Annotated in this window: 24 protein-coding genes; 11 read left to right on the plus strand and 13 right to left on the minus strand. The window is 63.5% G+C overall.

What is annotated here, in order from left to right:
• Positions 1 to 181 precede the first annotated feature (181 nt).
• Positions 182 to 1,165: a LysR substrate-binding domain-containing protein gene (locus tag ABI546_RS11950; RefSeq protein ID WP_348046804.1), complete on the minus strand. Its 984-nt coding sequence runs from the start codon at positions 1,163 to 1,165 to the stop codon at positions 182 to 184.
• Between the two features lie 162 nt (positions 1,166 to 1,327).
• Here ABI546_RS11950 and ABI546_RS11955 point away from each other — a divergent pair, with 162 nt between their 5' ends.
• Positions 1,328 to 1,957 carry a DUF2917 domain-containing protein gene (locus tag ABI546_RS11955; protein WP_348046805.1) on the plus strand — a complete coding sequence of 210 codons (630 nt, stop codon included), beginning with the start codon at positions 1,328 to 1,330 and terminating at the stop codon, positions 1,955 to 1,957.
• Positions 1,958 to 2,092: 135 nt separating this feature from the next.
• On the opposite strand, the gene ABI546_RS11960 is transcribed toward ABI546_RS11955, so the two are convergent.
• Entirely contained in the window at positions 2,093 to 2,629 is a 537-nt protein-coding gene (locus ABI546_RS11960) for a TfoX/Sxy family protein (RefSeq protein ID WP_348046806.1), read from the minus strand.
• A gap of 65 nt (positions 2,630 to 2,694) precedes the next feature.
• Between ABI546_RS11960 and ABI546_RS11965 the strand changes: the two genes are divergently transcribed.
• Positions 2,695 to 3,207, plus strand: a complete 513-nt coding sequence (locus tag ABI546_RS11965) for a gluconokinase (RefSeq protein WP_348046807.1) — start codon at positions 2,695 to 2,697, stop codon at positions 3,205 to 3,207.
• 139 nt (positions 3,208 to 3,346) lie between these two features.
• On the opposite strand, the gene ABI546_RS11970 is transcribed toward ABI546_RS11965, so the two are convergent.
• Complete coding sequence (locus ABI546_RS11970) at positions 3,347 to 3,754, minus strand: BLUF domain-containing protein (protein ID WP_348046808.1); 408 nt, start codon at positions 3,752 to 3,754, stop codon at positions 3,347 to 3,349.
• Between the two features lie 79 nt (positions 3,755 to 3,833).
• Between ABI546_RS11970 and ABI546_RS11975 the strand changes: the two genes are divergently transcribed.
• Positions 3,834 to 4,592 carry a Crp/Fnr family transcriptional regulator gene (locus ABI546_RS11975; protein ID WP_348046809.1) on the plus strand — a complete coding sequence of 253 codons (759 nt, stop codon included), beginning with the start codon at positions 3,834 to 3,836 and terminating at the stop codon, positions 4,590 to 4,592.
• 142 nt (positions 4,593 to 4,734) lie between these two features.
• Positions 4,735 to 4,941, plus strand: coding sequence for a hypothetical protein (locus ABI546_RS11980; protein WP_348046810.1), 207 nt, complete (start codon positions 4,735 to 4,737; stop codon positions 4,939 to 4,941).
• Between the two features lie 44 nt (positions 4,942 to 4,985).
• On the opposite strand, the gene ABI546_RS11985 is transcribed toward ABI546_RS11980, so the two are convergent.
• Complete coding sequence (locus ABI546_RS11985) at positions 4,986 to 5,834, minus strand: DUF6279 family lipoprotein (protein ID WP_348046811.1); 849 nt, start codon at positions 5,832 to 5,834, stop codon at positions 4,986 to 4,988.
• Positions 5,835 to 5,925: 91 nt separating this feature from the next.
• Between ABI546_RS11985 and glmU the strand changes: the two genes are divergently transcribed.
• Positions 5,926 to 7,359 (plus strand): bifunctional UDP-N-acetylglucosamine diphosphorylase/glucosamine-1-phosphate N-acetyltransferase GlmU, encoded by a 1,434-nt coding sequence (glmU, locus tag ABI546_RS11990; protein ID WP_348046812.1) that lies wholly within the window; start codon positions 5,926 to 5,928, stop codon positions 7,357 to 7,359.
• Positions 7,360 to 7,489: 130 nt separating this feature from the next.
• On the opposite strand, the gene ABI546_RS11995 is transcribed toward glmU, so the two are convergent.
• The 7 genes from ABI546_RS11995 to ABI546_RS12025 all read right to left on the minus strand — a co-directional run bounded on the left by ABI546_RS11995 (position 7,490) and on the right by ABI546_RS12025 (position 15,299).
• Positions 7,490 to 8,464 carry a tripartite tricarboxylate transporter substrate binding protein gene (locus ABI546_RS11995; protein ID WP_348046813.1) on the minus strand — a complete coding sequence of 325 codons (975 nt, stop codon included), beginning with the start codon at positions 8,462 to 8,464 and terminating at the stop codon, positions 7,490 to 7,492.
• 65 nt (positions 8,465 to 8,529) lie between these two features.
• A complete protein-coding gene (locus tag ABI546_RS12000) occupies positions 8,530 to 9,486 on the minus strand; it encodes a hydroxymethylglutaryl-CoA lyase (RefSeq protein ID WP_348046814.1) in 957 nt (318 codons plus the stop codon).
• Entirely contained in the window at positions 9,483 to 10,736 is a 1,254-nt protein-coding gene (locus ABI546_RS12005; RefSeq protein ID WP_348046815.1) for a CaiB/BaiF CoA-transferase family protein, read from the minus strand. The genes ABI546_RS12000 and ABI546_RS12005 overlap by 4 nt, the downstream gene beginning before the upstream one ends.
• A 33-nt stretch (positions 10,737 to 10,769) precedes the next feature.
• Positions 10,770 to 11,717, minus strand: a complete 948-nt coding sequence (locus ABI546_RS12010) for a LysR family transcriptional regulator (protein ID WP_348046816.1) — start codon at positions 11,715 to 11,717, stop codon at positions 10,770 to 10,772.
• Positions 11,718 to 11,732: 15 nt separating this feature from the next.
• On the minus strand, positions 11,733 to 12,065 hold the full coding sequence (locus ABI546_RS12015) for a polyhydroxyalkanoic acid system family protein (RefSeq protein ID WP_348046817.1): 333 nt from the start codon (positions 12,063 to 12,065) through the stop codon (positions 11,733 to 11,735).
• Positions 12,058 to 13,146, minus strand: a complete 1,089-nt coding sequence (locus tag ABI546_RS12020) for an aminopeptidase (RefSeq protein WP_348046864.1) — start codon at positions 13,144 to 13,146, stop codon at positions 12,058 to 12,060. The genes ABI546_RS12015 and ABI546_RS12020 overlap by 8 nt, the downstream gene beginning before the upstream one ends.
• 23 nt (positions 13,147 to 13,169) lie before the next feature.
• Positions 13,170 to 15,299 (minus strand): molybdopterin oxidoreductase family protein, encoded by a 2,130-nt coding sequence (locus ABI546_RS12025; protein WP_348046818.1) that lies wholly within the window; start codon positions 15,297 to 15,299, stop codon positions 13,170 to 13,172.
• Positions 15,300 to 15,350: 51 nt separating this feature from the next.
• Between ABI546_RS12025 and ABI546_RS12030 the strand changes: the two genes are divergently transcribed.
• Together ABI546_RS12030 and ABI546_RS12035 are read left to right on the plus strand one after the other, a co-directional pair.
• Positions 15,351 to 16,505, plus strand: a complete 1,155-nt coding sequence (locus ABI546_RS12030) for an ABC transporter substrate-binding protein (RefSeq protein WP_348046819.1) — start codon at positions 15,351 to 15,353, stop codon at positions 16,503 to 16,505.
• Between the two features lie 170 nt (positions 16,506 to 16,675).
• Complete coding sequence (locus ABI546_RS12035) at positions 16,676 to 17,818, plus strand: ABC transporter substrate-binding protein (RefSeq protein WP_348046820.1); 1,143 nt, start codon at positions 16,676 to 16,678, stop codon at positions 17,816 to 17,818.
• Positions 17,819 to 17,942: 124 nt separating this feature from the next.
• Here the strand turns inward: ABI546_RS12035 and argE are convergent, their stop codons facing one another.
• A complete protein-coding gene (argE, locus tag ABI546_RS12040; RefSeq protein WP_348046821.1) occupies positions 17,943 to 19,151 on the minus strand; it encodes an acetylornithine deacetylase in 1,209 nt (402 codons plus the stop codon).
• 102 nt (positions 19,152 to 19,253) lie between these two features.
• On the opposite strand from argE, the gene ABI546_RS12045 reads away from it, so the two are divergent.
• The 4 genes from ABI546_RS12045 to ABI546_RS12060 all read left to right on the plus strand — a co-directional run bounded on the left by ABI546_RS12045 (position 19,254) and on the right by ABI546_RS12060 (position 23,347).
• Complete coding sequence (locus tag ABI546_RS12045; RefSeq protein WP_348046822.1) at positions 19,254 to 20,120, plus strand: decaprenyl-phosphate phosphoribosyltransferase; 867 nt, start codon at positions 19,254 to 19,256, stop codon at positions 20,118 to 20,120.
• Positions 20,117 to 21,067: a lysylphosphatidylglycerol synthase transmembrane domain-containing protein gene (locus tag ABI546_RS12050; RefSeq protein ID WP_348046823.1), complete on the plus strand. Its 951-nt coding sequence runs from the start codon at positions 20,117 to 20,119 to the stop codon at positions 21,065 to 21,067. Before ABI546_RS12045 ends, ABI546_RS12050 begins: the two co-directional genes overlap by 4 nt.
• Positions 21,068 to 21,155: 88 nt before the next feature.
• Entirely contained in the window at positions 21,156 to 22,694 is a 1,539-nt protein-coding gene (locus tag ABI546_RS12055) for a glycosyltransferase family 39 protein (protein WP_348046824.1), read from the plus strand.
• Positions 22,682 to 23,347, plus strand: a complete 666-nt coding sequence (locus ABI546_RS12060; protein ID WP_348046825.1) for an HAD-IB family hydrolase — start codon at positions 22,682 to 22,684, stop codon at positions 23,345 to 23,347. The genes ABI546_RS12055 and ABI546_RS12060 overlap by 13 nt, the downstream gene beginning before the upstream one ends.
• Positions 23,348 to 23,697: 350 nt before the next feature.
• On the opposite strand, the gene ABI546_RS12065 is transcribed toward ABI546_RS12060, so the two are convergent.
• On the minus strand, positions 23,698 to 24,471 hold the full coding sequence (locus ABI546_RS12065) for a hypothetical protein (RefSeq protein WP_348046826.1): 774 nt from the start codon (positions 24,469 to 24,471) through the stop codon (positions 23,698 to 23,700).
• Positions 24,472 to 24,498 lie beyond the last annotated feature (27 nt).

Raw genomic sequence — 24,498 nt, forward strand, 5'->3', positions numbered from 1 at the left:
CGAATGCCCTTCTGTTGTCGCTGGATCGCTTTACCCGTTCGGGCTGAGGTATCGAAGCTGGGGCGCCGACCCTTCGATACCTCAGGGCGAACGGAGAAAAGGATCGGGGGCGAAAGGGGAAAGGGGAAAGGGGAAAGGGGAAAGGGGAAAGGGGAAAGGCTACGCACGAACGTAAGTGCGCTCAGTCAAGAGAATCCAGGGTATCCGGGTCGGGCACATCCCCAATCGCCTCGCGCGTCTGCGCGGCCTGGCGTTTGAGCCAATCGCAAAACGCCAACACTTCAGGACGAGCCACATTGCGTGGCCCGATGATCAACCAGTAGCTCATCGGTGACTCCATGCGCATTTGCGGCAAGGGCTCCACCAGGTCGCCCGAGGCCAGGCTCTCGGCAATCAGCGGCAGGCGCGCCAGCACCACGCCCTGGCCCGTCAGGGTGGCCTGCACCATCTGGTAGGCGTAGTTGAAGTACAGCCAGCGCTTTGCCTCCAGCTTGGGACTCGCGTGCTGCTCCAGCCAGCGGCGCCAGGTCAGCCATTCCAGGTGGGTGTGATGTGCGTCACCCGCTTCAATCAGCGTGAACTGCGCCAGGTCGTCGGGCTTTTTCAGGCGCGGCCCGCTTTTGAGCAGCCAGGGGCTGATGACCGGCGTGATCTGCTCGCCAAAAAGGCGTATGGCGCCCGGCGGCATGGCGCTGGCCGGGGCATAGCGAAGGGCCATGTCCAGGTCTGAAATATCGAGATCCACCGCGACATCGGATGCATCAATCCGGATGTCGATGTCGGGGTTGTCGCGCTGGAAGCCTTCCAGCCGTGGGATCAGCCACATCGACGCGAACGAGGCAAACGTGGTGAGCGAGACGCTCTTTCGGCCGGCGGTCTGGCGTATTTGGCGCACCGCCCCATCAATGCGTTCTAGCGAGGGCGTGACCGCCCGCAGCAGGATGCCGCCGGCGTTGGTCAGCTCCACGGCCCGGGTATGGCGGTGAAAAAGGCTCACGCCGACGTCTTCCTCCAGGCCCTGGATCTGGCGGCTTACCGCGGACTGGGTGAGCGCCAGCTCTTCCGAGGCGGCGCGGAAATTGAGGTGGCGTGCGACGGCTTCAAAAGCGCGCAGCTGGCCAGCGGAAATGGGCCGGGAGCGCAGGTGGGTTTGTGAATGCAGCATGAGGGTTTGGGGGTGAAAAAAGGTGAATTAGGGCAAATCAGGCCTGATTGATTAATGCGATTATGGAATGAATAGCTTACCGCGATTTCATTGGACTGTGCAAGCCTGCGGCGAGATGATTCAACCCTCATCACTCACTTTGTGCCCTTTTTGGAGAACACCATGGACCACGCAGCTTCTCACCTCTCAGGCGACCGCTTCCTGCAACAAGCTTCCGATGCCACCAACGGCCACGTTGACGGCTTGGCGGGCTTCTGGAAACTGGGCGTGGGCCGAGCGCTGACGCTGCGCGCGTCGCAGGCCGGTGTGTTGCGTATTGCGCATGGCCGCGTGTGGGCCACGTTTGACGGTGCCAGCCAGGACATTCACGCCCGGGCCGGTGATCACTTCCTGATGCGCGGCGAAAGCCTGACGCTCAGGGCGGGTGAGTCGCTGGTGATGGAGTCCTTCAGTACCGGCCACGCGGCATCGGCTTATTTCAGCTGGGAGCCGGCGAGCGTTCGTGTTGAAGTACCGCAGGAGGCCGACGCCGCAGGCTGGCGCACCGGTGTGCTGCAGCCCCTGGTGGACCTGCGCGCCGCGTTTGGCCTGGCAGCCGGCGCTGTGCTGCGCCTTGGCCGTGGACTGATCCGGGTCGCCGCTGCGGCGCTGGAAGCCGTGCTGACGCCCGTGGCCGCGGGGTTTGTCGCCGCCCGCAGGCAACCGGCGGCGGGCCATGACTTTGATGGCTACAAAAACAACGCCAGCGCAGGGCGAAACTGCAACGTGCTGGCTATGTCCAACCTGGTCTGACAAGCCTTCATTTCAAACACTGATTTCTGCTTAGGAAAGCCGTTCGCCCGCAGCCGCAAGGTTGCGGGCATTTTTTTGTCTGCGGTAGAACCTGGGCACCGCGCTGGCCAAGCGCCCGTCCTTGTCACGCTTGTCTCAGGTGGGGCCAGCCTTGCGCCGCGCTGAAGCGCCCGTTGCAGCCCGCTTTTCCGGTTTTCCTGACTTGGCCTTCAGCGCGCAGTCCAGAGAGACCCGTGCCCACTGAAGCATCAGCTGCGGGGACTCCATCGCTTCCTCCGGTGCGCTGTAGTAGTTCATGCTTTGCACCTTGGGCACGCCGTTGCGGGTGACTTCGTAGCTGAAGCGATCGCAGCCTTCCTGCTCAAACTTCGCCACGCTGTCGGCATCCGCCTTAAGCCATAGTCTTTCCCCACCCCCCAGATCCGCCACCAGCGCAAAGGTCAAGCCCGATGTGCTGATGCCAAACCCGCCAAACATGCGTTTGGCGGTGCAAGGTCCGACGCCTGCGAGAAGCTCGCAACAGTAGGTCGCAAAATCATTGGAGGAAGAAGCCAATGCAGCCACCATACCAAATGAACCGATGAAGCGGTCTCTTGCCTCAAAAACGTTGTGGTATCGGGTGGGATTTTTGAAGATGGTGCGGGTGTGACACCCGACAACGCGGTGGGCCACGATAATTTGGCATGGTTTCAGTTCTTCCGCCCCATTTTCCGCCCCATTCTTTTCCCGCAGCCGAAATGCAACGCGCGGGGCGGGCAGTTCACGTGGTGGTCATGGGTGTGGCCGGTTGCGGCAAGTCGGCCGTTGGGCGCTTGATGGCCGACCAGCTGGGGCTGCCGCTGATTGAAGGAGATGATTTCCATCCGCCCGGCAACATCCGGAAAATGCAGCAAGGCGTTCCCCTGGCCGACGAAGACCGCGCCGACTGGCTGCGCCAGCTCGGGGCGGAGCTGGCGCGTCACCCTGCCGGCGTGGTGCTCACTTGCTCGGCGCTCAAGGCCGCTTACCGCGACAGCCTGCGCCGCGCCGCGCCGGGCCTGCAGTTTGTGCACCTGGCCATCAGCCAGGTCGAATCCCTGCGGCGGGTCTCTTCACGTCCCGGTCATTTCTATCCACCCAGCCTTGTGGCCAGTCAGTTCGAGGCGCTGCAGGATCCTTCGGCCGAAGCCGGCGTGCTGACCCTGGCCGGGAACGCGTCCCTCAACGCGCTGGCAGACACTGCCGTGACCTGGCTGGCCACGCACATATAAGCTGCGTCAGCTTCAGCCTGTCAGGCTTTTTGGTATCAATTGGGCCTGCTGTCTAATAAGGACGAGCGCCAGTAGCTATTGAATTGATAGCGTTTGTGGTGCTGAATTGCTCCCGCTGAGCCGTGTCACGGTGCGTCCGTCAGGCGTCAAGATCCAGTGTGGGCAGCAAGGCAAGAAAAGCGTCAAGCGCAACCTGCGTGTCAAGTTCCTCCAAACGGCCAAGCGCATCGCCATCTCCGACGGAGGCGTAACCCAGGCTGAATCGCCTGAAGCGTCTTTCCGCCAGCTCGCCATGGTGCAGCACCTCCATCTGAACGTGGCGTGTGTCCTGGCGTATGCGCTCCAGCAGTTTGAGCACCTCCTTCTGGTTGCCCTCCAGTTGCTGGCAAAACCGCATGCCGTCAAAGATCAAAAGTCCCGTGACTCCCAGCTCGGCATTGACCTGGCGGGCTTTACCGGCGATGTCCGCGACAACACTGATCGGGGCTTCCGGGGCGAGGGTGCTGACGTAAAGAATTTCATACAGTTTTGTCGTTTTTTTGAGCATACGCGGGCAAATGTAATGGGCCGCACATCGCACCGCAATGTCAAAAGACATATGCTCATGTACGTAAAATTCGTCTTCGATGAACAATTCAGTACCAACTACAGCGATCTGCCCGCCTGCCTGCAGAGCATGCGGACTGCGCAAAACCGGCGCTTTTTCGCCCATCGCGGTCGAAGAGCTGGATTTCATTGAGGCTTTCCGGTCTGGCACCACCACCGCCAGCGCTGGGGCCACCCTCCTGCATGAGCAAAAGCCCAATGGAAAGCTTTTCACCTTGTACGCGGGTTGGGCCTTCCGTTACAAAACCATGAGCGATGGCCGCCGGCAGATTCTCAACTTCCTGTTGCCGGGCGACTTTATCGGCTTGCAGCAAAAATTTGCCGACGGATCCATGCACGGGATTGAAGCCATCACGGATTGCAGCCTGTGCGTGTTTCCACGCGAAGGCTTGTGGGAGCTGTACCGCAACCACCCGAGCCTGGGGTACGACATTACCTGGCTTGCCGCGCGCGAGGAAGGAATCGTCGACGACCACCTGCTGACGGCCGGGCGGCGCAACGCAACCGAGCGTGTAGCCATGCTGCTGATGCATCTGTATCGAAGGCTGGACCGCGTCGGAATGGCGGAAAACGGCTGGATCGACTTTCCCATCAACCAGCAACACATTGCCGATGCGCTGGGCTTGTCTTTGGTGCACACCAACAAGACCCTCAGGCGCCTGCGCCAGCTGGGGCTGCACGAAATCGAAGATGGCCGGCTGCGGCTGCTCAACACCCGGGCGTTGGAGCGTATTGCCGACTATTACGACACGCCGCCGGCACAGGTGCCGTTGTTGTAGGCCTTCGTCGTAGGCGAAAGCCGACAGCAAGCGCCCCGGGCGGATGACAAAGACTATTGATGTGGCCTCTTATGGTGAATGCTTGGCGGATCCGAGCGAATTCAGCAGGAATCCGCGGACCCGCAACACCGGACACCGCATCATGAGCAACACCCATCCTTCTGTACCCGCGCCTTCGTTGCCGACACGGCCATGCCGCGCGCGGCTGCAGCAACAGCCTCACCGTTTCGTGGACCGCCAGCAACAGCAAAGCAGCGGGTCCCGAGAGTTCCAGCCGCGCCAGTCACCCGAGCACACTGAGCGAGGCGCGGGGCAGATGGGCCAAGAGCGGGAAAGCACGCGCGACTGATGTATGTGTCGGATGCCGCCGCCCGCAGCGCTCGCAGGTCAGGCCTAGGCCTTCTGGCCGTTCAAGGTCCTGAAATCCCGCTCATAGCGATGAAGCACTTCGACGGCTTTGCCGCGCTGCGCAGGTGTCGTGCTGTTGTGCAGCTCGGCGAATCCCTGGCAGATGTCCTGGCTCAGGCTTTCAAGGTAGTCGCGATAGGCCGTGTCGGGTGAACTCAGCGTGCGCTCAAACAGCCCTTTGACGGCTGTGTGTGTCTTGTCAGGCGTGCTTTGGCCGCCGGTCAAGGGGCGCAGTGTTTGCAGCGCATCTTGCTGGCGGCGCAGTCTTTCGCGGTAAGACACGGACGCGTCGAAATGGGACATGTCAATCCGTCGGCCGATGATGTCCAGCTGCTTTTCGTCCAGACGCCCGTAAAGCATTTCAGCCCGGTTCACGGCCTCCTTGTAGCGTTTTTTCCGGCTGGTTTTGGCGGACTCCAGAAAGTCTTCGCGGTAGTCGGCATTGCCTTTGTCAAAGCGCTGCTGCAGCTTTTTCATCTGGCTTGCGTGCAGCGTGCCGGCCAGCCTTGCCGTCATGGGCCCTGCCTGCTCAGCCACCACCTGCAGTTTGCGGCGCAGATCGGCATATACCGCACAGGCCTTTGCCGTGTCCATGTCCTGCGGCATTTGTTGCTGCAGTTTTTGCAAGGTGTCGATGTAGCCAGGAAGCTGGGTCTGCCGGTGCCAGGCATGCAGCTTGCCAAGCTCGGCCCGGACCTGCACGCCTTGGATGTCGGTGAAGTCAAAATGGCCGTCCAGGTGCCAATAGACCAGCTCAGACGCCTGGTTGTAGGCGAGTTTCATCATCACGGTACAAGCCGGCAGCAGGGCTCCCAGCAGCATGGCTGCCAGCACCCCGATAATCCGTAGGCTGCGCGCCCATCCTGCCCCGGCAGATGCGGAACGCCTTTCACTTCTCATCCTTCGAAAATCCAGAGGAAATTTCATGGCAACCCCAGTTGATGTCGTCATCATGGCCGCGGGCAAAGGCACGCGGATGAAGAGCAGCTTACCCAAGGTTTTGCACCGATTGGGCGGGAAGGCCTTGTTGCAGCATGTCATCGAATGCGCTGCTTTTTTGTCAGCGCGCAAGGCAGTCGTCATTACCGGCCACGGTGCCGACGCGGTGGAAGCCGCCTGTCACCGTTTTACGCCGCAACACGGCGGAGTGGATGCACAGCCTGTCAGCCTGCAATTCGCCCGGCAAGAGCCGCAGCTGGGCACCGGCCACGCGGTGCAGCAGGCGCTGCCTCTGCTGGCCGACGACGGCGTCACGCTGGTGCTGTCAGGTGATGTGCCGCTGACCCAGGTGGCCACGCTGCAAGCCTTGCTGGCGCAATGCGACAGCCAGCGCCTTGCATTGCTGACCCTGAACATGGACGACCCCGCAGGGTATGGCCGCATTGTGCGTGCCGGCACCGAAAGCTCGGCACAGGTCAGGGCCATTGTTGAACACAAGGACGCCACAGCCGCCCAACGCGACATCCGCGAGATATACAGCGGCATCATGGCGGTTCCCACGCGGCTGCTGCGCGCCTGGCTGGCCCGGCTGGACAACAAGAATGCGCAAGGCGAGTATTACCTCACCGACATCGTGAAGTTTGCGGTGGCCGACGGCGTGGCCGTAGTGGCCCACCAGATCACCGATGCAGCCCAGGTTGCCGGTGTGAACAGCCCCGTGCAACTGGCCGAACTGGAACGCGCGTACCAAAGCCGCGTGGCCGTGGCCCTGATGGAGCAAGGCGTACGGCTTGCCGATCCGGCGCGGCTCGACGTGCGCGGCACGCTCGGCTGTGGCCGGGATGTCGAGATCGACGTGAACTGCCTGTTTGAAGGCCAGGTCGCCTTGGGCGATGGCGTGCGCATAGGCGCCAACTGCGTCATCGCCAACTGCACGATCGCTGCCGGCGCAGTCATCCATCCCTTTACCCACATCGACGGGGAAAAGCTCGGCGTGCAGGTAGGCGAGGGCGCACTGGTCGGGCCTTTTGCACGCCTGCGCCCCGGCGCAAAACTGGGCGCCGAAGTGCACATCGGCAACTTTGTCGAAGTCAAAAACGCCACGCTGGCCAAAGGCGCCAAGGCCAACCACCTGGCCTACCTGGGCGATGCCACCGTGGGTGAACGGGTCAACTACGGCGCGGGCAGCATCACCGCCAACTACGACGGCGCCAACAAGCACCACACGGTGATCGAGGCTGACGTGCACATCGGCAGCAATTGTGTGCTGGTGGCGCCTGTCACCATCGGCGCAGGCGGCACGGTCGGCGGCGGCTCCACCATCACCCGAAGCACGCCGCCCGGTTCGCTCAGCGTGGCGCGGGGCAAGCAGATCAGTTTGCCTAATTGGAAACGGCCGGTGAAAGTGGTGAAGGGGTAATTTTTCGACGGTTTTGATTTCTGCTTTTGCGTTTTCATCCGATTGCTGGCCGGTCATTCACGGCCGGCAGCGCTGCAAAATTCCAACTTCCTAGCCTAGCAGACTAGATTTTTATCCGCTCCCGCTCTGCTCAATCTGCTTTGATATTCGCCAGCTTGACAATCCGCCCCCACATCTTGCGTTCGTTGTCCCCCAGAGTAGCCAGCTCGGCCCCGCTCATAACAACCGCTTTGGCGCCTTGCTCTTCGGCGCGTTTTTTGAAACTGTCCGACTCGACCACCTGTTTGATCGCCAGCGAGAGGCGGCTTTGCAAGTCGGCAGACAAGCCCGTCGGCCCATAGACCGCGAACCACGACGACGCCACCAGCGGCACGCCGGCCTCGATGGCGGTCGGCACATTGGGTTGCGCGGCCAGGCGATTGCGGCCGGTCACCATCAGTGCCTTGAGCTTGCCCGCGCGGATGTGCGGCAGGAGCGGTGGCGGCGTGGTGATGGTGAAGTCCACAGTGCCGGCCAGCAGGTCATTCAGCGCCGGGCCGGTGCCGCGGTAGGGAATGTGCACCATGAAGGTCTTCGTCAGGTCCTTGAGCAGCTCGGTGGTCACGTGCTGCAGCGAGCCGTTGCCGCTGGACGCGTAGTTGACCTTGCCGGGGTTGGCCTTGACGTACTTGATGAAGTCCGCGAAGTTGTCGGCCGGGAAGTTGCCGCGCACCACCAGCAGTTGTGGTGCATCAATCAAATGACCCAGGGGCTTGAGGTTGGTTGCCGGGTCAAAGCCGGGCACCGGCTGGATCAGCGGCGTGATGCACTGGTACCCCGAGTACTGCACCAGCAGGTTGGTGCCGTCGGCCGGGCCGCGCGCCACCATCTGGCCGGCGATGTTGCCGTTGCCGCCACCTCGGTTGTCCACGACCACCGAGGTTTGGAGAATCCGGCCGAGCGGCTCGGCCAGCATGCGCGCAGCAATGTCGGTGGTACCGCCGGCTGCCGTAGGAACCACCAGCGTGATCGGTTTGCCGGCGAGCTGTGCGCGCACCGGACTGAGCCAGGCAGCCGTGCTGAGTCCGGCCACGGTGAGCAGAGTTCTGCGGGAAATGAAAGTCATGGGTTTTGTCTCCAGTCGTAGTTTTAGGGTTGCTTTTTGCAGGCGGGTTTGAATTTATGAATGGGTCACGCCGATGCCGTTCGCAACTCGGCCACATAAGGCGGTGGTGCATGCAGGTCGGTGATGCGGCCGGCCTTGGCAACCTGGCCGGGCACTTCATGGCCGACGATGCCGGGCATCTGCCGCGCCACCGCCAGCAGCTTTTCAATGTCCATGCCGGTGTCGTAGCCCATGGCGTCCAGCATGTGCGCGGCATCTTCGCTGCTGATGTTTCCGCTGGCGCCGGGTGCGTAAGGGCAGCCACCCAGGCCGCCCAGCGAGCCGTCAAAGCGGGTGATGCCGCCCTGCACAGCCGCCAGCACATTGGCCAGGCCCATGCCACGCGTGTTGTGAAAGTGCAGTGTCAGCTGCAAGCCTTCAAAGCGCTGTTGCAGAACCTCCACCATGCGGCTGACTTGCGCCGGGTGGGCCATGCCGGTGGTGTCGCAGATCGTCAGGCCGCGCACACGGTCTGCGCCGAAGGCGGCAAAACGATCGCTCCAGCGCAGCACTTCTTCTTCGGGCACTTCGCCTTCCATCGGGCAGCCGAAGCAACACGAGAGTGAAATATTGATGGGCGTGCGGCCATCAACGTGACGAATCACGTCGGACAGTGCGGCAAAGCTTTTTTCGCGCGGCATGCGCAGGTTGGACAGGTTGTGCGTTTCCGACACCGACATCACCAGGTTGAGCTCGTCTGCGCGCGACTCCAGTGCGCGCTCGGCGCCGCGCAGGTTGGGCACCAGCACCGTGTATTCGACGCCGGGCATGCGACGTATGCGGCCCATCACTTCCTCGGCGTCGCGCAGCATGGGAATGGCCTTGGGCGAAGTGAACGAGGTCACTTCGATCTTGGCGTAGCCGCATTCGCTGAGCGCGTCGACCAGCGCGACCTTGTCATCGGTCGGGATGAAATCCGGTTCGATTTGGAAGCCGTCACGTGTGGCGACCTCATTGAAGAAAATCCGTTTTTTGGTGTTCACGATATGGCATCCTTTCCGGCCACGATGCCTTTGTCTTTCAAGGCCTGGATCTGTTCGGTCGAGAGACCCATCTCACGCAGCACCGCATCGGTGTCTTGCCCGACCTGCGGCGCATTGCGCCGGTGCCCACCCGGCGTGCGTGAAAGCTTGGGCACGATGCCGGGCACGGCCAGCACGCTTCCGTCGTCCATCTGCACCTCATCGAGCATGCCGCGCGCCTCGTAGTGAGGGTCGGCGGCGATGTCGGCCACGGTGTAAATACGGCCTGCGGGCACCGACACCTTGTCGAGCGCCGCCAGTACTTCATCCACTGTGAGGCCCAGGGTCCACTCGCCGATGGCTGCGTCGATCTCGGCCACACGCGCCACGCGGCCGGCGTTGTCGGCCAGTGCCGGGTCGCCGCCCAGGTCATTGCGGCCTATGGTCGCCATCAAGCGTTTGAAGATGCTGTCGCCATTGCCTGCGACGAGCGCGTAGCCGCCGTCCTTGCAGAGGTAGGCGTTGCTGGGCGCGATGCCGGGCAGGGCGCTGCCGGCCGCGCCGCGCACCGCACCGAACGCGCTGTATTCGGGCAGCAGGCTTTCCATGCAGTTGAACACCGCCTCATACAGCGCCACGTCGATCACCTGGCCTTTGCCTGAGCGTTGCCGCTCCTGCATCGCCAGCAGGATGCCGATCACGCCGTGCAGCGCGGCCAGCGTGTCGCCGATGCTCACGCCTACGCGTACCGGCACGCGCCCCGGCTCGGCCGTCAGGTGGCGCAGGCCGCTCATGGCTTCGGCCACCACGCCGAAGCCCGGCTTGTCGCGGTAGGGGCCGGTCTGGCCGTAGCCGCTGATGCGCAGCATGATGAGGCGCGGGTTCAGCGCCAGCAATTCGTCAGGCCCCAGGCCCCAGCCTTCCATGGCGCCGGGACGGAAGTTCTCGATCAGCACGTCGGCGTCAAGCGCGAGCTGGCGCACGATGGCCTGGGCTTCGGGGCTCTTCAAGTCCAGCGCCACGGAGCGCTTGTTGCGCGACTGCACCTGCCACCACACCGAGGTGCCGTCTTTCAGCAAGCGCCATTTGCGCAGCGGGTCGCCCGCACCCGGCGTTTCGATCTTGATGATGTCGGCGCCGAAGTCAGCCAGCGTCTTGGCGGCGAAAGGGCCGGCAATCAGCTGGCCGAGCTCCAGGACTTTGAGTCCGGCGAGTGGGCCTTGACTGGAAGCGTTGGGGGAAGCCGCGAGGGATTTTTCAGGGGAGGGCATGGCCGGCAGTTTGCCGCCGCCGGCCGGCTTCGTCTATTTGCGCTTTGGTGCCTTGGGTTTCGCGTTTTGCGAAGACGGGGCATCTTTGGGGCTCAGGAAGTCCACCAGCGAGGTAATGCCCGCATCGGACTGGCCCGCCATGGTGGCCGTCAGCAGCCTGCGTTTGGCCCAGGCGTCTGCCAGCGGCCGCCAGCCGAGCTTCATGCTTTTAACCATGGGCAGGGTCGCGGCCTTGGGCAGGATGGCCACACCCAGGCCAGAGGCCACCATGTGGCACACGGCGTCAAAGCTGCGCACCTGCATGCGCAGCTTGAGCGGCCGGTTGGCGGCCAGCGCGGCTTGTTGCTGTTTTTGCAGCATGGCGGCACCGGCGGTCAGGCTGATCCATTCTTCATCGAGCGTATCGACAAACGCCAGCGGCGTCTTGCTGCGCGCCAGTGCGTGGCCGGCCGGCAGGATCAGCACCAATTCGTCCTCACGAAAAAGGCGTGTGTCCAGCCCCTTGGTGTCGGGCCCTTCCACAAATACCGCCACATCCGCCCGGCCTTCGCGCAGCGTGGCCGCTACAGCTTCCGACACCTGCTCTTCCAGGTCGATATGCACCTGCGGGTGCAGCTCGCCATAGCGCGCCAGCAGCGGCGGCAAAAACTGGCTGATGGCCGCGCTGCTTGCGCACAGGCGTATGTGGCGTGCAATGCCGCGCCGCAAGTCTGCCAGCTCGCCGCCCAGCTGCTCCATGGTTTGCAGCAGCGTGAGCCCGTGTTTGACGAAGACGCGTCCGGCCGCCGTGGGCAACAGGCCGCGCGGGTGGCGCTCGAACAGCGCCTCGCCCAAGGCGTCTTCCAGTTCGCGAATGCGCCGGCTGGCCGCGGCCAGCGCCAGGTGCGAATCACGTGCTGCCGCCGTCAGGCTGCCTGTTTGGGCGCAGGCCACCGCCAGGCGGACAGACACCAGGTCAAACCGGGCGAGGTTGTAGTTCACGGCGCCGGCCTGGACTCAGGCGGTCTTCTTCTTGGCGGCGGCTTTTTTGGCTGCGGGCTTTTTTGCGATCAGGGTGTCCAGGTTCTTCACGATCTCGCCTTCGATCTTGTCTTTGAATGCACCGAGCAGGAAGCCGAGTTTGGCGCTGAGCTCAAAGCGGTCTTTGGTGACGGTCAGCGTGCCGCTGACGCCCGAGCGGGTGAAGCTGACCAGGTCTTCGGTCTGGCCTTCTTCATAGGTGCATTCCATGTCGAATTTTTCTTCTGCCTGCTCGGCCCATTTGAAGGCGACTTTGCGCGCCTCCGCCAAGCCGAGGGTGTGTTCGCGCTGGATCTGGATGTCAGCCATTCGGGGTCTCCGTGTTGTGTTTTTCAAGTGCCTTGCGGCGCTCGTCCTTGGGCAGGCGCGCCAGCTTTTTGACCTCATCATAAAACCGTTGCCAGTCGCGGCCCTCGCGCTCAAACAGCGCCTCAAAACCCGGTACCAGTTCGTCATAGGCGGCCTGCGCGCCGAAGGAGGCATTGTTGGCGTTCGCCACCCACAGGTCATAGCCGGCAAACCCGTCCCACGAGGCCTTGAGTCCGGCATAGGCATCACGAAAGCGCTTGTACGCTATGGTTTTCATAGCTCCTTGCGCCCGTTCTGATTGGGCTGCAGCATCATTTTGATCATAAATGGCGGCCAGCTCGCGGCGCGTGGCCAGCGCCAGCGCCCGGAACTGCCGGCGCCGTCCGTCAAACACGGCGTAGGCTTTGCGCGCGTCATCGCCCGCCTGCGTGGCCAGCCAGCGCTCGCTGCCCAGCCGTTCGACGGCGGTGGCAAAGGACTCGTTGAACATCGTGTCGCCCGGCGCATACACCACCTGGTGCGCGAGTTCGTGGAAAACCAGCCGGGCCAGCTCTCCCTCGGGATAGCCGATGAAGGTGTTCAGCAGGGGGTCGCCGCCGGCCCAGTTCATCCAGCCCAGCGTGGAATAGGCGGGCACGCCGTAAACGCTGGTTTCCAGGCCCTCGGCCTTGAGCCTGGCTGCTTCAGCGCGCGCTTGCGGCTCGCTGAAATAGCCGCGGTAACCGACGCAGCCCGTCACGGGAAAGCACCAGGTCTTGAGCGTGAGTGAAAACTGCGGTGCAGCCACCACGTTCCACACCACCGCGCTGCGGTGCAGATCGGCATAGCGCCGGTAGCTGGCGTTGTCGGGCAGTTTCAGCTCGGCCACGGCGAAGCTGCGGATGCGTTGCGCCAGCGCCAGACGGCTTTTCAGCGAGGCCGAGGTCTGCGTGTCGCCGAGCCACTCGTCCACGGGCCGGGCAGCATTGAGCATTTGCATGTGGCCGCTCATGGACTGCCAGTAATAACCCAGGTCGGCGCAACCCGCCAGGCACAGCACCGCGGCCGCGACCAGCGCGGCGCCCAGCTTGCCCGGTGTCATGGCGCGCACTCGGCTCACTGTGCTCAGGCGGGCTGTGCCTCGCGCTGCACCTGCACCAGGCAGTCGTAGAACACCGGGCCGCGGCCCATGTCGGTCAGGTGCTGGCTGGTCAGCTGGTTCACATTGGTGCCGTCCAGGCCCAGCTTGCGCCACCAGATGCCCAGGCCGTTGACCACGCCGGGGCGTGCCCGTGTGGAGACTTCGGCCTTGACGCGGTATTCACCGCGCCGGTTAAAGACCTTGACGATGGCGCCCGTGGTGATGCCGCGCGCGGCGGCATCGTCGGCATGGATTTCCAGCACGGGTTCAGTCTCGATGTCGCGCAGGCTTTTCACGTTGACAAAACTCGAGTTGAGAAAATTGCGCGCGGGCGGCGAAATCATGGCGAGCGGAAATTGGTCCGACGTGCCGGCCGCTTCGTGATTCGGTACGTGGTCGGGCAGGCCGCTGGCACCCGTGGCGGCCAGCCTCGCGCTGAAAAATTCGCAGCGGCCCGATGACGTGGGGAAGTTGCCTTCTGCAAACGGCGCATCAGGCAGCTGCAAAGTGGCAAAGCCTTTATCGAGCAGTTGGTGGAAGTCCACCTTGTCGCCATAAGCCGCGCGGCACAGCAGCTCGTCGCTGTCGGCAAAGCACGGGTCGGTAAAGCCCATGTGGGCTGCCAGCTCGCGAAAAATCTGGGTGTTGGGCTTGGCCTGGCCCTGCGGCGCTACGGCGGGTCGGTTCAGCAATGCGTCGGTGTGGCCGTAGGAAGCATGCACGTCCCAATGTTCCAGCTGCGTGGTGGCCGGCAGGATGTAGTCGGCGTAGTCGGCTGTGTCGGTCTGGAAGTGCTCGAGCACCACGGTGAAAAGGTCTTCCCGCGCAAAGCCTTGTACCACCTTGCCGGACTCGGGTGCCACCGCCACCGGGTTGCTGTTGTAGACAATGAGCGCCTCGATCTGCGGGCCGAACTGCGGTGATGCGGGCTCGAGCAAGGCATTGCCGATGGTGCTCATGTTGATGGTGCGCGGCTGGCGGCCCTCAAGCAGGTCGGGTCGTTGCAACGCGGCCTTGTCGACCGGAAAGAGGCCCGAGCTGCTCAGCAGCACGCCGCCGGCGCGGTGGCGCCATGCGCCCGTCAGCGCCGGCAGGCAGGCCACAGCGCGTGCCGCATTGCCGCCGCCGTGCACGCGCTGCATGCCGTAGTTCAGGCGTATCGCGGCCGGTTGTTTGTTCACCATGCATTGGCCGTAGTCGCGGGCGAGCGAGCGGATTTGTTCCGCCGGCACGCCGCACACGGCGGCCGCGCGCTCGGGGCTCCATTGCAATGCGCGCTCGTGCAGGCCGCCTTCGCGGCCTTGCCAGCCCAGCGTGTGCTGCGCGATGTAGTCGTGGTCGAGCCAGTCGTGGGTGATCAGCTCGTGCATCAGCGCCAGCGCCAGCGCGGCGTCGGTGCCCGGCAGCAGCGCGATGTGCTCATGGCATTTTTCGGCGGTTTCGCTTTTGCGCGGGTCGATGCAGATGAGTTTTGCACCGTCGCGCTTGGCCTGTTGCGCATAGCGCCAGAAGTGCAGGTTGCTGCCGATGGAATTGCTGCCCCAGATGATGATGAGTTTGGATTCGGCAAAAAACTCCACCCGCATGCCGACCTTGCCGCCCAGCGTCTGCGTCAGGCCTTCGCTGCCCGCCGAAGCGCAGATGGTGCGGTCCAGCAGCGAAGCGCCCAGCCGGTTGAAAAACCGGCCGGCCATGCTCTCGCCTTGCACCTGGCCCATGGTGCCGGCATAGCTGTAGGGCACGATGGCCTCAGGGTTGCGCGCCGCGATGGGCTGGAGGCGCGCCGCGATGTCGGCCAGCGCCGCTTCCCAGCTGACGGGCTCAAACTGCCCGCTGCCTTTGGGGCCACTGCGTTTGAGCGGCCGCAGCAGGCGCTCGGGGTGATAGGTGCGTTCGGTGTAGCGGGACACCTTGTTGCACAGCACGCCGCCTGTGTGGGGGTGGTCGGGGTTGCCCTGCACGCGAACGGCGACGCCGTCTTCCACCGTGGTCAGCAGCGAGCAGGTGTCGGGGCAGTCGTGCGGGCAGGCGCCTCGCACCTGCACGGCCGCCGGCTTCAGCCTGCTGTCAGGGTTGGCCTCGGTCTTAGGGGAGATGCGGATGGTATTGCTCATGGCTCAACTCTATATTGACAGTCATCGTCGCATCCCGGCGGGAGACATATCATGACAACAACAATAAACGGAATGCGCGCATTCCGCGCCGCCGCCAGAGCCACCATGGTAGCGGCCCTGGCCGGTCTGTTCACGGCAGGGGCTCAGGCCGAGGACGGCATCAGCAAGACCGCGGTCGCGCTGGGCCAGTCCCTGGCCATGACCGGGCCGGGCAGCACGCTGGCCGTGCCGTTCGCGCAGGGCGCGCGCCTGTACTTTGACCGCGTCAACGCCGCCGGCGGCGTCAACGGCCGCAAGATCGAGCTGACCACGCTGGACGATACCGGCAACCCCGACACCACGGTGGCCAACACCCAAAAGCTGCTGGACCAGAAGGTGTTCTCTCTGTTCGGCTATTGCGGCTCGCCGCAGGTCACTGCCGTCAATCCGCTGCTCAAGGACACCGACATCCTGCTGTTTGCGCCCATGGCCGGCGCCGACGAATTGCGCGGCTCCCTGTACCCCAATGTGTATTCGGTGCGTCCCGGCTACTCGGAAGAAGCCGCCGTGATTACGCGGCACGCCGAAACCCTGGGCATGCGCAAGCTCGCCATCCTGCACGGCAAGGACGCCGAATCGCTCGCAGCGCTGGACTCCGCCGAGCGCACCATGGGTGGCCTGGGTGCCAATCTGGTGGCCAAGTCGGCCCTGTCTGCGGGCAGTGTTGCCACCAGTGTCGAGCAGGTGCTTGCCAAAAAGCCGGAGTCGGTGCTGGTGATCAGCGACGCGGTCGGCGCCGCCAGTGCGATTCGCGATTTGCGGGCCAAGGGTTTTCGCGGACCCATCTACGGGTTCTCGACGACCGGCGAAAGCCTGCTGGCCGATCAGCTGGGCGCGGCCGGCGCTGGCGTGGTCGTGGTGCGCGTCACACCCAAATCCGACAACGCCAGGAGCGTCCTGGTACGTGAGCTGCAGGCCGACGCGACGGCCGCCAAGATGGGCAAGTCCAATGTCTACATGCTTGAAGGCTACATTGCCGCCTGGACCTACACCGAAGCGCTGCGAAAGGCCGGCAAGGACCCCACCCGCGCGAAGCTGCGCAAGGCGATCGACACTCTTCAGGAGCTGAGCCTGGGAGGTTTTCGGGTGAACTTTGACGGTGACCGGGTGGGCTCAAAACTGGTGGAGTTGAGCTTGATTGATGCGACCGGCCGGGTGCGCGAATAGGCGCCGATTTGAGACGAAAGACCGAAAAAAGCTGGCAATTTTCTAAATTTGGGGTCTAAAACAACGCAGGTGGTGCGAATCCCGCCCCGAAACGGTGATTGATGTCACGGGGTTGCCTTCTGTTACGCAATAGGTAAACAACTTGTAAGGTGTGTTGCGAAAATGAAGGCATGACGTCCACACTCAAACTCACCCGCAGAAAATTTTCCATCACGGCCGGCGCGTCCATGCTGGCCGGGTTCAATCTGGCGCACGCCCAGAACGACAAGATCATCCTGGGCCAGTCTGCCCCTTTCACCGGTCCGGCTGCACAACTGGGCATCCAGTTCTACCAGGGCGCGAAGGTGTACTTCGACCAGGTCAATGGAGAGGGTGGCGTTAACAAGCGCCTGATTGAAATCCGCAACCTGGACGACGGCTATGAGCCCACCCGCTGCGCCGAAAACACCCGCAAGCTGATCGCCGACGACGTGTTTGCGCTGTTTGGCTACATCGGCACCCCCACCAGCGTCGTCGCCCTGCCGATGGCCATCAAGGAAAAGGTTCCGTTCATTGCGCCGTTCACCGGTGCCATGGCCCTGCGCGAACCTTTCAACAAATATGCTTTTCACGTGCGTGCTTCGTACAACGACGAAACCGGCCTGATCGTCAAGCAGCTGACTGCCCTGGGCCTGAAAAAAATCGCCGTGTTCTACCAGAACGATGCCTACGGCAAAGCCGGTCTGGACGGCGTCATGCTGGCCCTGTCCGCGCAAAACCTGAAGCCCGTGGCACAGGCAACGGTTGAACGCAATACGGTGGATGTGGCCAAGGCCGTCACCACGCTGGTGGCCGCAGGCCCCGACGCAGTGGTGCAGATTGGCGCGTACAAAGCCTGTGCCGCGTTCATTCGTGAAGCCCGCAAGGCCGGTTACGGCGGTACGTTCTACAACGTGTCGTTTGTCGGCACGCAGGCGCTGGCCGACGAGCTCGGCAAAGAGGGGGCCGGCGTGGTGGTGTCGCAAGTCATGCCTTCGCCCTACAACGCGGCGCGGCCGATTGTGCGCGAGTTCGTCGACGCCGTGAAGGCGGCCGGCAAGGATGCCAAGGTCAATTTCTCCAGCATGGAAGGCTATGTGGCAGCCCGTGTGCTGGTTGACGGTCTCAAGCGCGGCGGCGCCAAAATGAGCCGCGACTCGCTGATTTCCGGCCTGGAGGCCATCGGCACTCAGTCGTTCGGCGGTTTTTCCATCTCGTTCTCGCCCACCGACCATGTGGCGTCCCACTTCGTGGAGCTGTCCATGCTGACCGGCGACGGGCGCATCAGGACTTGACTCCCCCCCGAAGCGGCCTGCGGCCGCCTCCCCCTCAAGGGGGCGCCACTGGCGGCCCGGCCCTTCGACAGGCTCAGGACAGGCCAAGGCCGGTTCCGCGGTGGCCTCGCGTGAAGTCCGCTCCCTAGCGAAGCTCGCTGGTGTTTGCCAGGCCTTTCATGAACGCCTGGCAGCGCGCCAGCTGCTCCAGGCTCACAAACTCATCGGGCTGGTGCGCCTGGGTGATGCTGCCGGGCCCGCACACCACCGTGGGAATACCGGCGTTTTTGAACAGGCCAGCTTCGGTGCCGAAGGCGACCAGCGTGGTCTCTTTCGTACCGGCCAGGCGCTGGGCCAGTTGGGTCACCGCGTCGCCCGCGGAGCCGAGAAAGGCCGGTACTTCACAAATCGTCTCAAAGCTGAAGCCGGCGTCAGGCGCTATCTTTTTCATAGCTGGTTGCGCACGTTCCGCATAGGCCACAAGCTCTTTTTGCATGGAAATCGCATCTGCCGTGGGCAGGTTGCGGAACTCGTAGCGGAACTCGGCGTCGCGCGGCACCACGTTGTCGGCAATGCCGCCGTGGAACTGGCCCACGCTGGTGGTGCTGAAAGGCACGTCGAAGCCTTCATAACGCGGCTCGTTCGCCTCGAAGCCTTCGCCCATGTCGCGCAGCTTGCCAACAACACGCGCCGCCATCTCGATGGCATTGACCGATTGCGGTGTGAGCGAGGAGTGCGCTTCCTTGCCGCGCACACAGCATTTGTAGCGGTACACGCCCTTGTGCGCGGTGGCCGGCACCATGCTGGTCGGTTCGCCAATGATGCAGGCCAGCGGTGCGATGCCCGCGTCTTTCATGTCGGCGATCAGCTCCCGCACGCCCAGGCAGCCGACTTCCTCGTCGTAGCTCAGCGCCAGGTGCACCGCAAAAGGCGCCTGGCTGTTCAAAAAATCCCCGGCGTGGGCCAGCGCCAGGCCGATAAAACCTTTCATGTCGCAGCTGCCGCGGCCATACAGCCTGCCATCGCTGACGGTGGCCGACAGCGGGTCCCGTGTCCAGTCCTGGCCGTCCCAGGGCACCGTGTCGGTGTGGCCCGAAAGAATGAGGCCGGCCGGCTTGCCTTCGCCCAGCGTGGCAAAGAGGTTGGCCTTGGTCTTGTCGGCATTGGTGGTGATGCGGCTGGCCACGCCCAGCTTCTGGAGCTCGTCGCGCACGAAATGAATCAGCGCCAGGTTTGAGTTGTGGCTGACCGTGTTCATGCGCACCAGGGCCTGGATCAGCTGAAGGGCGTGCGCCGAAACCGGTGGATACGAAGTCAAAGTGGGGGCGGGGGAAGTGGAGGATGCAAAAGCCATGGCCTCATTTTGGCGGTATTCCTGGCGACGCGGGCCCGGCCCTGTCAGTTATGCTTCCACGTCGCTTTTCTTTGGGGCGTTTTTGCCCACCCTGATGCCCTGATGTCTTCCTTGTCCTCATCCCCATTTGCCTTGATAAGGCTCATGCGGCCGCACCAGTGGCTCAAAAACGCCTTTGTGTTTGCCGGCCTCGTGTTCAGCCAGAACTGGCAGGACACCGCGTTGGACTGGCGCGTTTTTTACGCCTTTGCCGCGTTTTGCTGCCTCTCCAGCATGGTCTACATCATCAACGACTGGCATGACCGCGCCAGCGACGCCCTGCATCCGGCCAAGCGTCACCGCCCGCTGGCCAGCGGTGCGGTCGCCGTCCCCGTGGCACTGGTGCTGGCGGCCCTGTTGCTGGTGGCCGGTTTGCTGCTGGCGGCGGGCAACCGCACGCTGCTGGTGCTGCTGGGCCTGTACACCGTGCTCAACCTGGCCTATTCGTGGCGGCTCAAGCAGGTGCCGGTGGTCGACGTGTCCATCATTGCCTCGGGCTTCATGCTGCGCCTGCTGGCCGGTACGGTGGCGGTGGGCATCCCGCCTTCGCGCTGGCTGCTGCTGACCGGAATTTTTGTGGCCCTGTTTCTGGGTTTTTCAAAACGCAAGGCCGAGAGTTTTCATGAAGAAGCGAGCCAGCGTGCCGTGCTGGCGCACTACCCTGCGGCCTTGCTCGACACCTTCATGGCCGTCACCATGACCGCCACGTTGACCACCTACAGCCTTTTTGCCACCAGCCCCGAAGCGCAACTGCAGCACGGCGAGCGCCTGCTCTATACCGTGCCAGTGGTGATCTTCGGCATGCTGCGCTACACCTACCAGGTGCATCGCGGCCGTGGTGAAGACGTGGCGCGCGACATGCTGCGCGACCCGTGGATCCTGGCGGCCGGGGTGCTCTGGCTGGCCATTTTCCTGAGCCGCCGCCTGTGATTCCCGAGGGCGCACCGCCACCCGCGCAGGGCGCCTTGCCGTTCAAGCGGCTTTTACTGGTGCTCGGTGTGGTGGCCACGGTGTATGCCGCCGCGCTGCTGGTCTGGGGCGACAGTCCTAAAACTTCGTTGGCCTTGCTGTGGTCGTGGACAGGCGTCCAGGCCGCCGGCCTGTGCCTTTTGAACTACCTGCTGCGCGGGCTGCGCTGGCGCCTCTGGATGGCGCACTACAACCGCCATTTCGGATGGCTTCAGGGGCTTAGGCTCTACTTGGCGGGCTACGCTTTTACCCCCACGCCCGGCAATGTCGGCGAGGCGGCGCGCGGCCTGATGCTGGCGCGTCGGCCGCTGGGCCCGGTGCAAAGTCTGGCCATCTTCGGCGCTGAACGGCTGGCCGACCTGCTGTGCTTGTTGCTGCTGTGCCTGCCGGCCCTGGGATGGCTATTGCGGCACGGCGCGGTGCAGTCGGCGCCCGCCTTGCTGGTGGGCCTGCTGGCGGCCGGTGCTGTGCTGCTAAGTGTTGCGGGTGGGCTGCTCTTCGTCTACCGCGCGAAAATTTTGGCGCGTTTTGCCTGGCTGCGTGAGGCCTGGCATTGCCTGGCGGTGCGTCCCTGGCTGTGGTTCGGCCTCACGCTGGTGGCCTGGGCGGCGCAGGGGCTGGCGGTCTGGCTGGTCTGCCGTGCCATGAATGTTCATCTTGAACTGCTGACGGCCACCGGCTTTTACGCGGTCGCGATGGTGGCCGGGGCCCTGTCTGCGTTGCCGGCCGGCCTGGGCGGCACAGAAGCCGTGTTGACCGGCCTGCTGGTCGCGCAGGGCGCCACACCGGCGGCGGCGCTGGCCGTCACCGTGCTGGTGCGGCTGCTGACCCTGTGGCTGGCCGTGGCCATTGGGGTGCTGGCCTTGCTTTATAGTGCGGCCATCCGCAAGGAAATCAGTCTGCGCTAGCCCGCACTCACTTTCCCTGCCGCCATTCCTGCCCTGCATTGCAGCTCCCCTGCGTTGGCATGCAGATGACCGTTTCCCCAGAGCTTTCATGTCCCAGAACCACGATGCCGCCGCTTTCCCTGTCACGTTGAGCCGCTGGCTGCTGGCCGCCGGCCTGCTCTCGCTGCTGCTGCGGTTCTGGATCGCCGTGACCTTTCCGGTCACCGGCGACGAGGCCTTCTTTTACTGGTGGGGCGTGTACCCCGCCTGGGGTTACTCCGACCACCCGCCCATGGTGGGCTGGCTGATCGCGCTGATGCGCGCCACGCTGGGCGACAGCCTCTGGTCCATACGCCTGCCCATTGTGCTGCTGCCGCTGGCGCTGGGCGGGGCGCTGTGGTGGGCGCTCAAACCGGCCGACAAGGTGCGCGCCGCCTGGGCCGTGCTGTTTTTCTGGCTGGCGCCGCTGAACTGGCTCAATGTTCTGATCACCACCGACACGCCGCTGATTTTCTGGTCGGTGTTGTCAGTGGCAGCGCTGATGCGCGCCGAGCGCCGGGTGCAGCTGGACCGTGCCGCTTACGGCCTCTACGCCCTGTCGGGGCTTTTCCTGGGCTGCGCTTTTCTCTCGAAGTATTTCTCGGTGGTGCTCGGCTTCAGTTATCTCGTCTATTTCGTGCTGTACCGGCGTGAACGGCTCGCGGGTTTTGCGCTGCTGGTGCTGTGCGCCTTGCCCGGCCCGGCCATCAACATCGCCTACAACATGTCGCACGGCTGGTCGAACATCATGTTCAACGTCTACAACCGCAATGAAGATGCGGTGTTCGAATGGCGCAAGCCGCTGACCTACATCGGCATGATGGTCTACCTGATCACGCCTGTGGCGGTGTGGATGGCTGTGCGCTACCGCAAGGCATTGGTGGCTGCAGCACGCAGCCAGCGCCTGCTGGCCTGCCTGGTGGTGGTGCCGCTGCTGTTTTTTGCGCTGCTGTCGGCCAAGAAAGTGATTGGCCTGCACTGGGTGCTGTCGTTTTATCCCTTTGGCTTTGCCTTCCTGGCGTTTGCCTTGCCGGCTGACAGGCTCAAGGCCTGCGCCAAGGGGCTGGCCTTGTTTGCCGGCCTGCACGTGCTGGTGGTGGCCGGGCTGTACATGACGTCGCTGGACACCTGGCGCGCCACCAAGCTGTATCCGCAAATCATCCGCAGCTACAAGACCGCCGAGATGCTGCAGCAGGTGACCGCGCCCGGTGTGGTGCTGATGGGTGAGGCCTACACGCCCGCGTCCATTTTCGGTTTTGAGCGCCGCGAATACATGCCGGTGTTCGGCGTCGGCAAGTTCCATGCGCGCCAGGACGACATGCTGGTCGACTTTTCGCTCTACCAGGGCAAGACGGTGCGGGTCATCGTTGCCGACAAACCGCGGCTGGAGGAGTTCCAGCCGTACTTTGAGTCGGTGCGTGTGCTCAGCTTCGAACAAGACGGCGTGCCTTTTTACGCGGTCGAAGGTGCGGGGTTCAAATACCAGGCCTACCGTGAAGGCGTGCTGGGCACGATTTTCAAACGCTACTTCAACATCCCTTCGTGGCTCCCCATGACCGGTTGCCCCTTCTGCGTGCGCTACTGCGGGCAGGTGCGATGCGCGAGGTGAGCGCCCCCGAGGCCGGTCCCGTCGTCGCGGCCTTTGACTTCGACGGCACGCTGACCCGGCGCGACACTTTCACGGTGTTCCTGGCACGTGGCCTGGGCTGGCCGCGATTCCTGTGGGCCTTGCTGCGCTGTTCACCGTGGCTGGCCGGTTACGCGCTTCGCCTGGTGCCCAACCACGTCGCCAAAGGCAAGCTGATGCAGGCCACGCTAGCCGGCCGCAGCCTGGCCGAGATGCAGGACTGGACGGCCCGCTGGCTGGCCCGTGATTTCCCCGGCCAGCTGCGCGAAGACGCCATGGCGCGCCTGGCCTGGCACCGGAGCGCCGGGCATTGCTGCGTCATGGTCAGCGCGTCGCCCGACATCTACCTGCCGGTGGTGGCGCAGCAGCTGGGGTTTGACGCGCTGATTTGCACCGAAATGGAAGTGCAGGACGGACACCTTACCGGCCGCATGCGCACGCCCAACTGCCACGGCGAGCAGAAGGTGCTGCGGCTTCAGGCCTGGGCACGGGAGCGCTTTGGGCCGACCTCGCTGGACGGCGTCACCCTGTACGCCTATGGCGATACCTCGGGTGACAAGCCCATGCTGCGGCTGGCCCAGCTTGCGTGGTACCGGGGCAAGCCTTGGGCGGACGCGGCGAGTGTCAAGGGTTGATCCTGATGGCCTGCCCGGTGCATAACGCAGGGGTGGCAGCGTTGGCGCCATTGTTTTAGCTATTGTTTTGATAGCTGCTGGCGCCCGACCTACGTGCCTTTCAGCCATTTTTGGCACAAAAAAATAGCTCAAAACAGCTGAAAGACCGGCCCCGCGAGACCGGAAATCGCCAAACCGAGCTTCAAAGCGCCTGTTCAATGCCATTTTTGGCCTGTTTTTTGTATCAATTCGGCCTCCAGCCAAATGCTGGCGTGCGCGAGTAGCTATAAAAAACATAGCACCAAAGAGACAGGGCCCGTGCGCCTTGCGACGCGCGGGCCCTGCCGGGTGGGGGCGTGAAGGGTGCCGGTTCAGTCCTCAAGCTCCGCTTTGGCCATTTCCACATCCAGCCGTTCGGTGGCATCCATCGGTTTGCTGGCGGCCGCCTGTTCGTACAGTTTGGTGGCCTCTTTCATCCGCTTGTCGCCCTCCAGCATGACCAGGCCGTTGGCGTACTCAATCATGCCGATGGCAGAGCCGGGGTGCAGCTTCAGTGCATCCTTGTAGAGGGCCAAGCCGATGTCTTTTTTGGCGCCGTAGGTCATGCCGCCGATCAGCGAGCCGACCTTGTCGATCACCTCGGCATGGAAGGCCGCCAGCGCAATGTGCGCATCCGCATGTTTGGGCGACAGCTTGATGGCTTGCTCAAGGGCGGTCTTGACCTTGGTGCCCAAGCCCTGCGCCAGCGCCTTGGCCACGCTGATGCCCTGGCTGTAGCGGCCCAGCGCATAGGCCTGCCAGTACCAGGCGTTGGCGTTTTTGGGGTCGGCTTTTTGCTGGGCCTCGGCGCGCGCGGCCACCTCCATGAACATGTCCAGCTTGGTTTTTTCGCGGGTTTCCAGGTAGGTGGCGTACATGCTGGTGGCCTTGTTGGCCACGGTAATGCCGTCGCCGCCGGCCTTGGTGCCCGCGTCTGCGGCTTGCTGGAAGTCACCGTTGTGAAACAGCACCCAGGCCTGCAGCACAGCCGCATCCTTGGGCAGGGGTTCGCAGTCGCCGGTGTGAAGCCGGGCCCAGCTCTTTTTCAGGCTGGCAGCATCAAATGCGTAGTCGCCGGCGTGGGGAAAGGCAGTCCATTTGGCCATGTGTGTTGTCTCCTTGTAAATTTGTTG

The sequence above is a fragment of the Polaromonas sp. genome, assembly GCF_039932935.1.
In the GTDB taxonomy this organism is placed as follows: Bacteria; Pseudomonadota; Gammaproteobacteria; order Burkholderiales; family Burkholderiaceae_C; genus Polaromonas.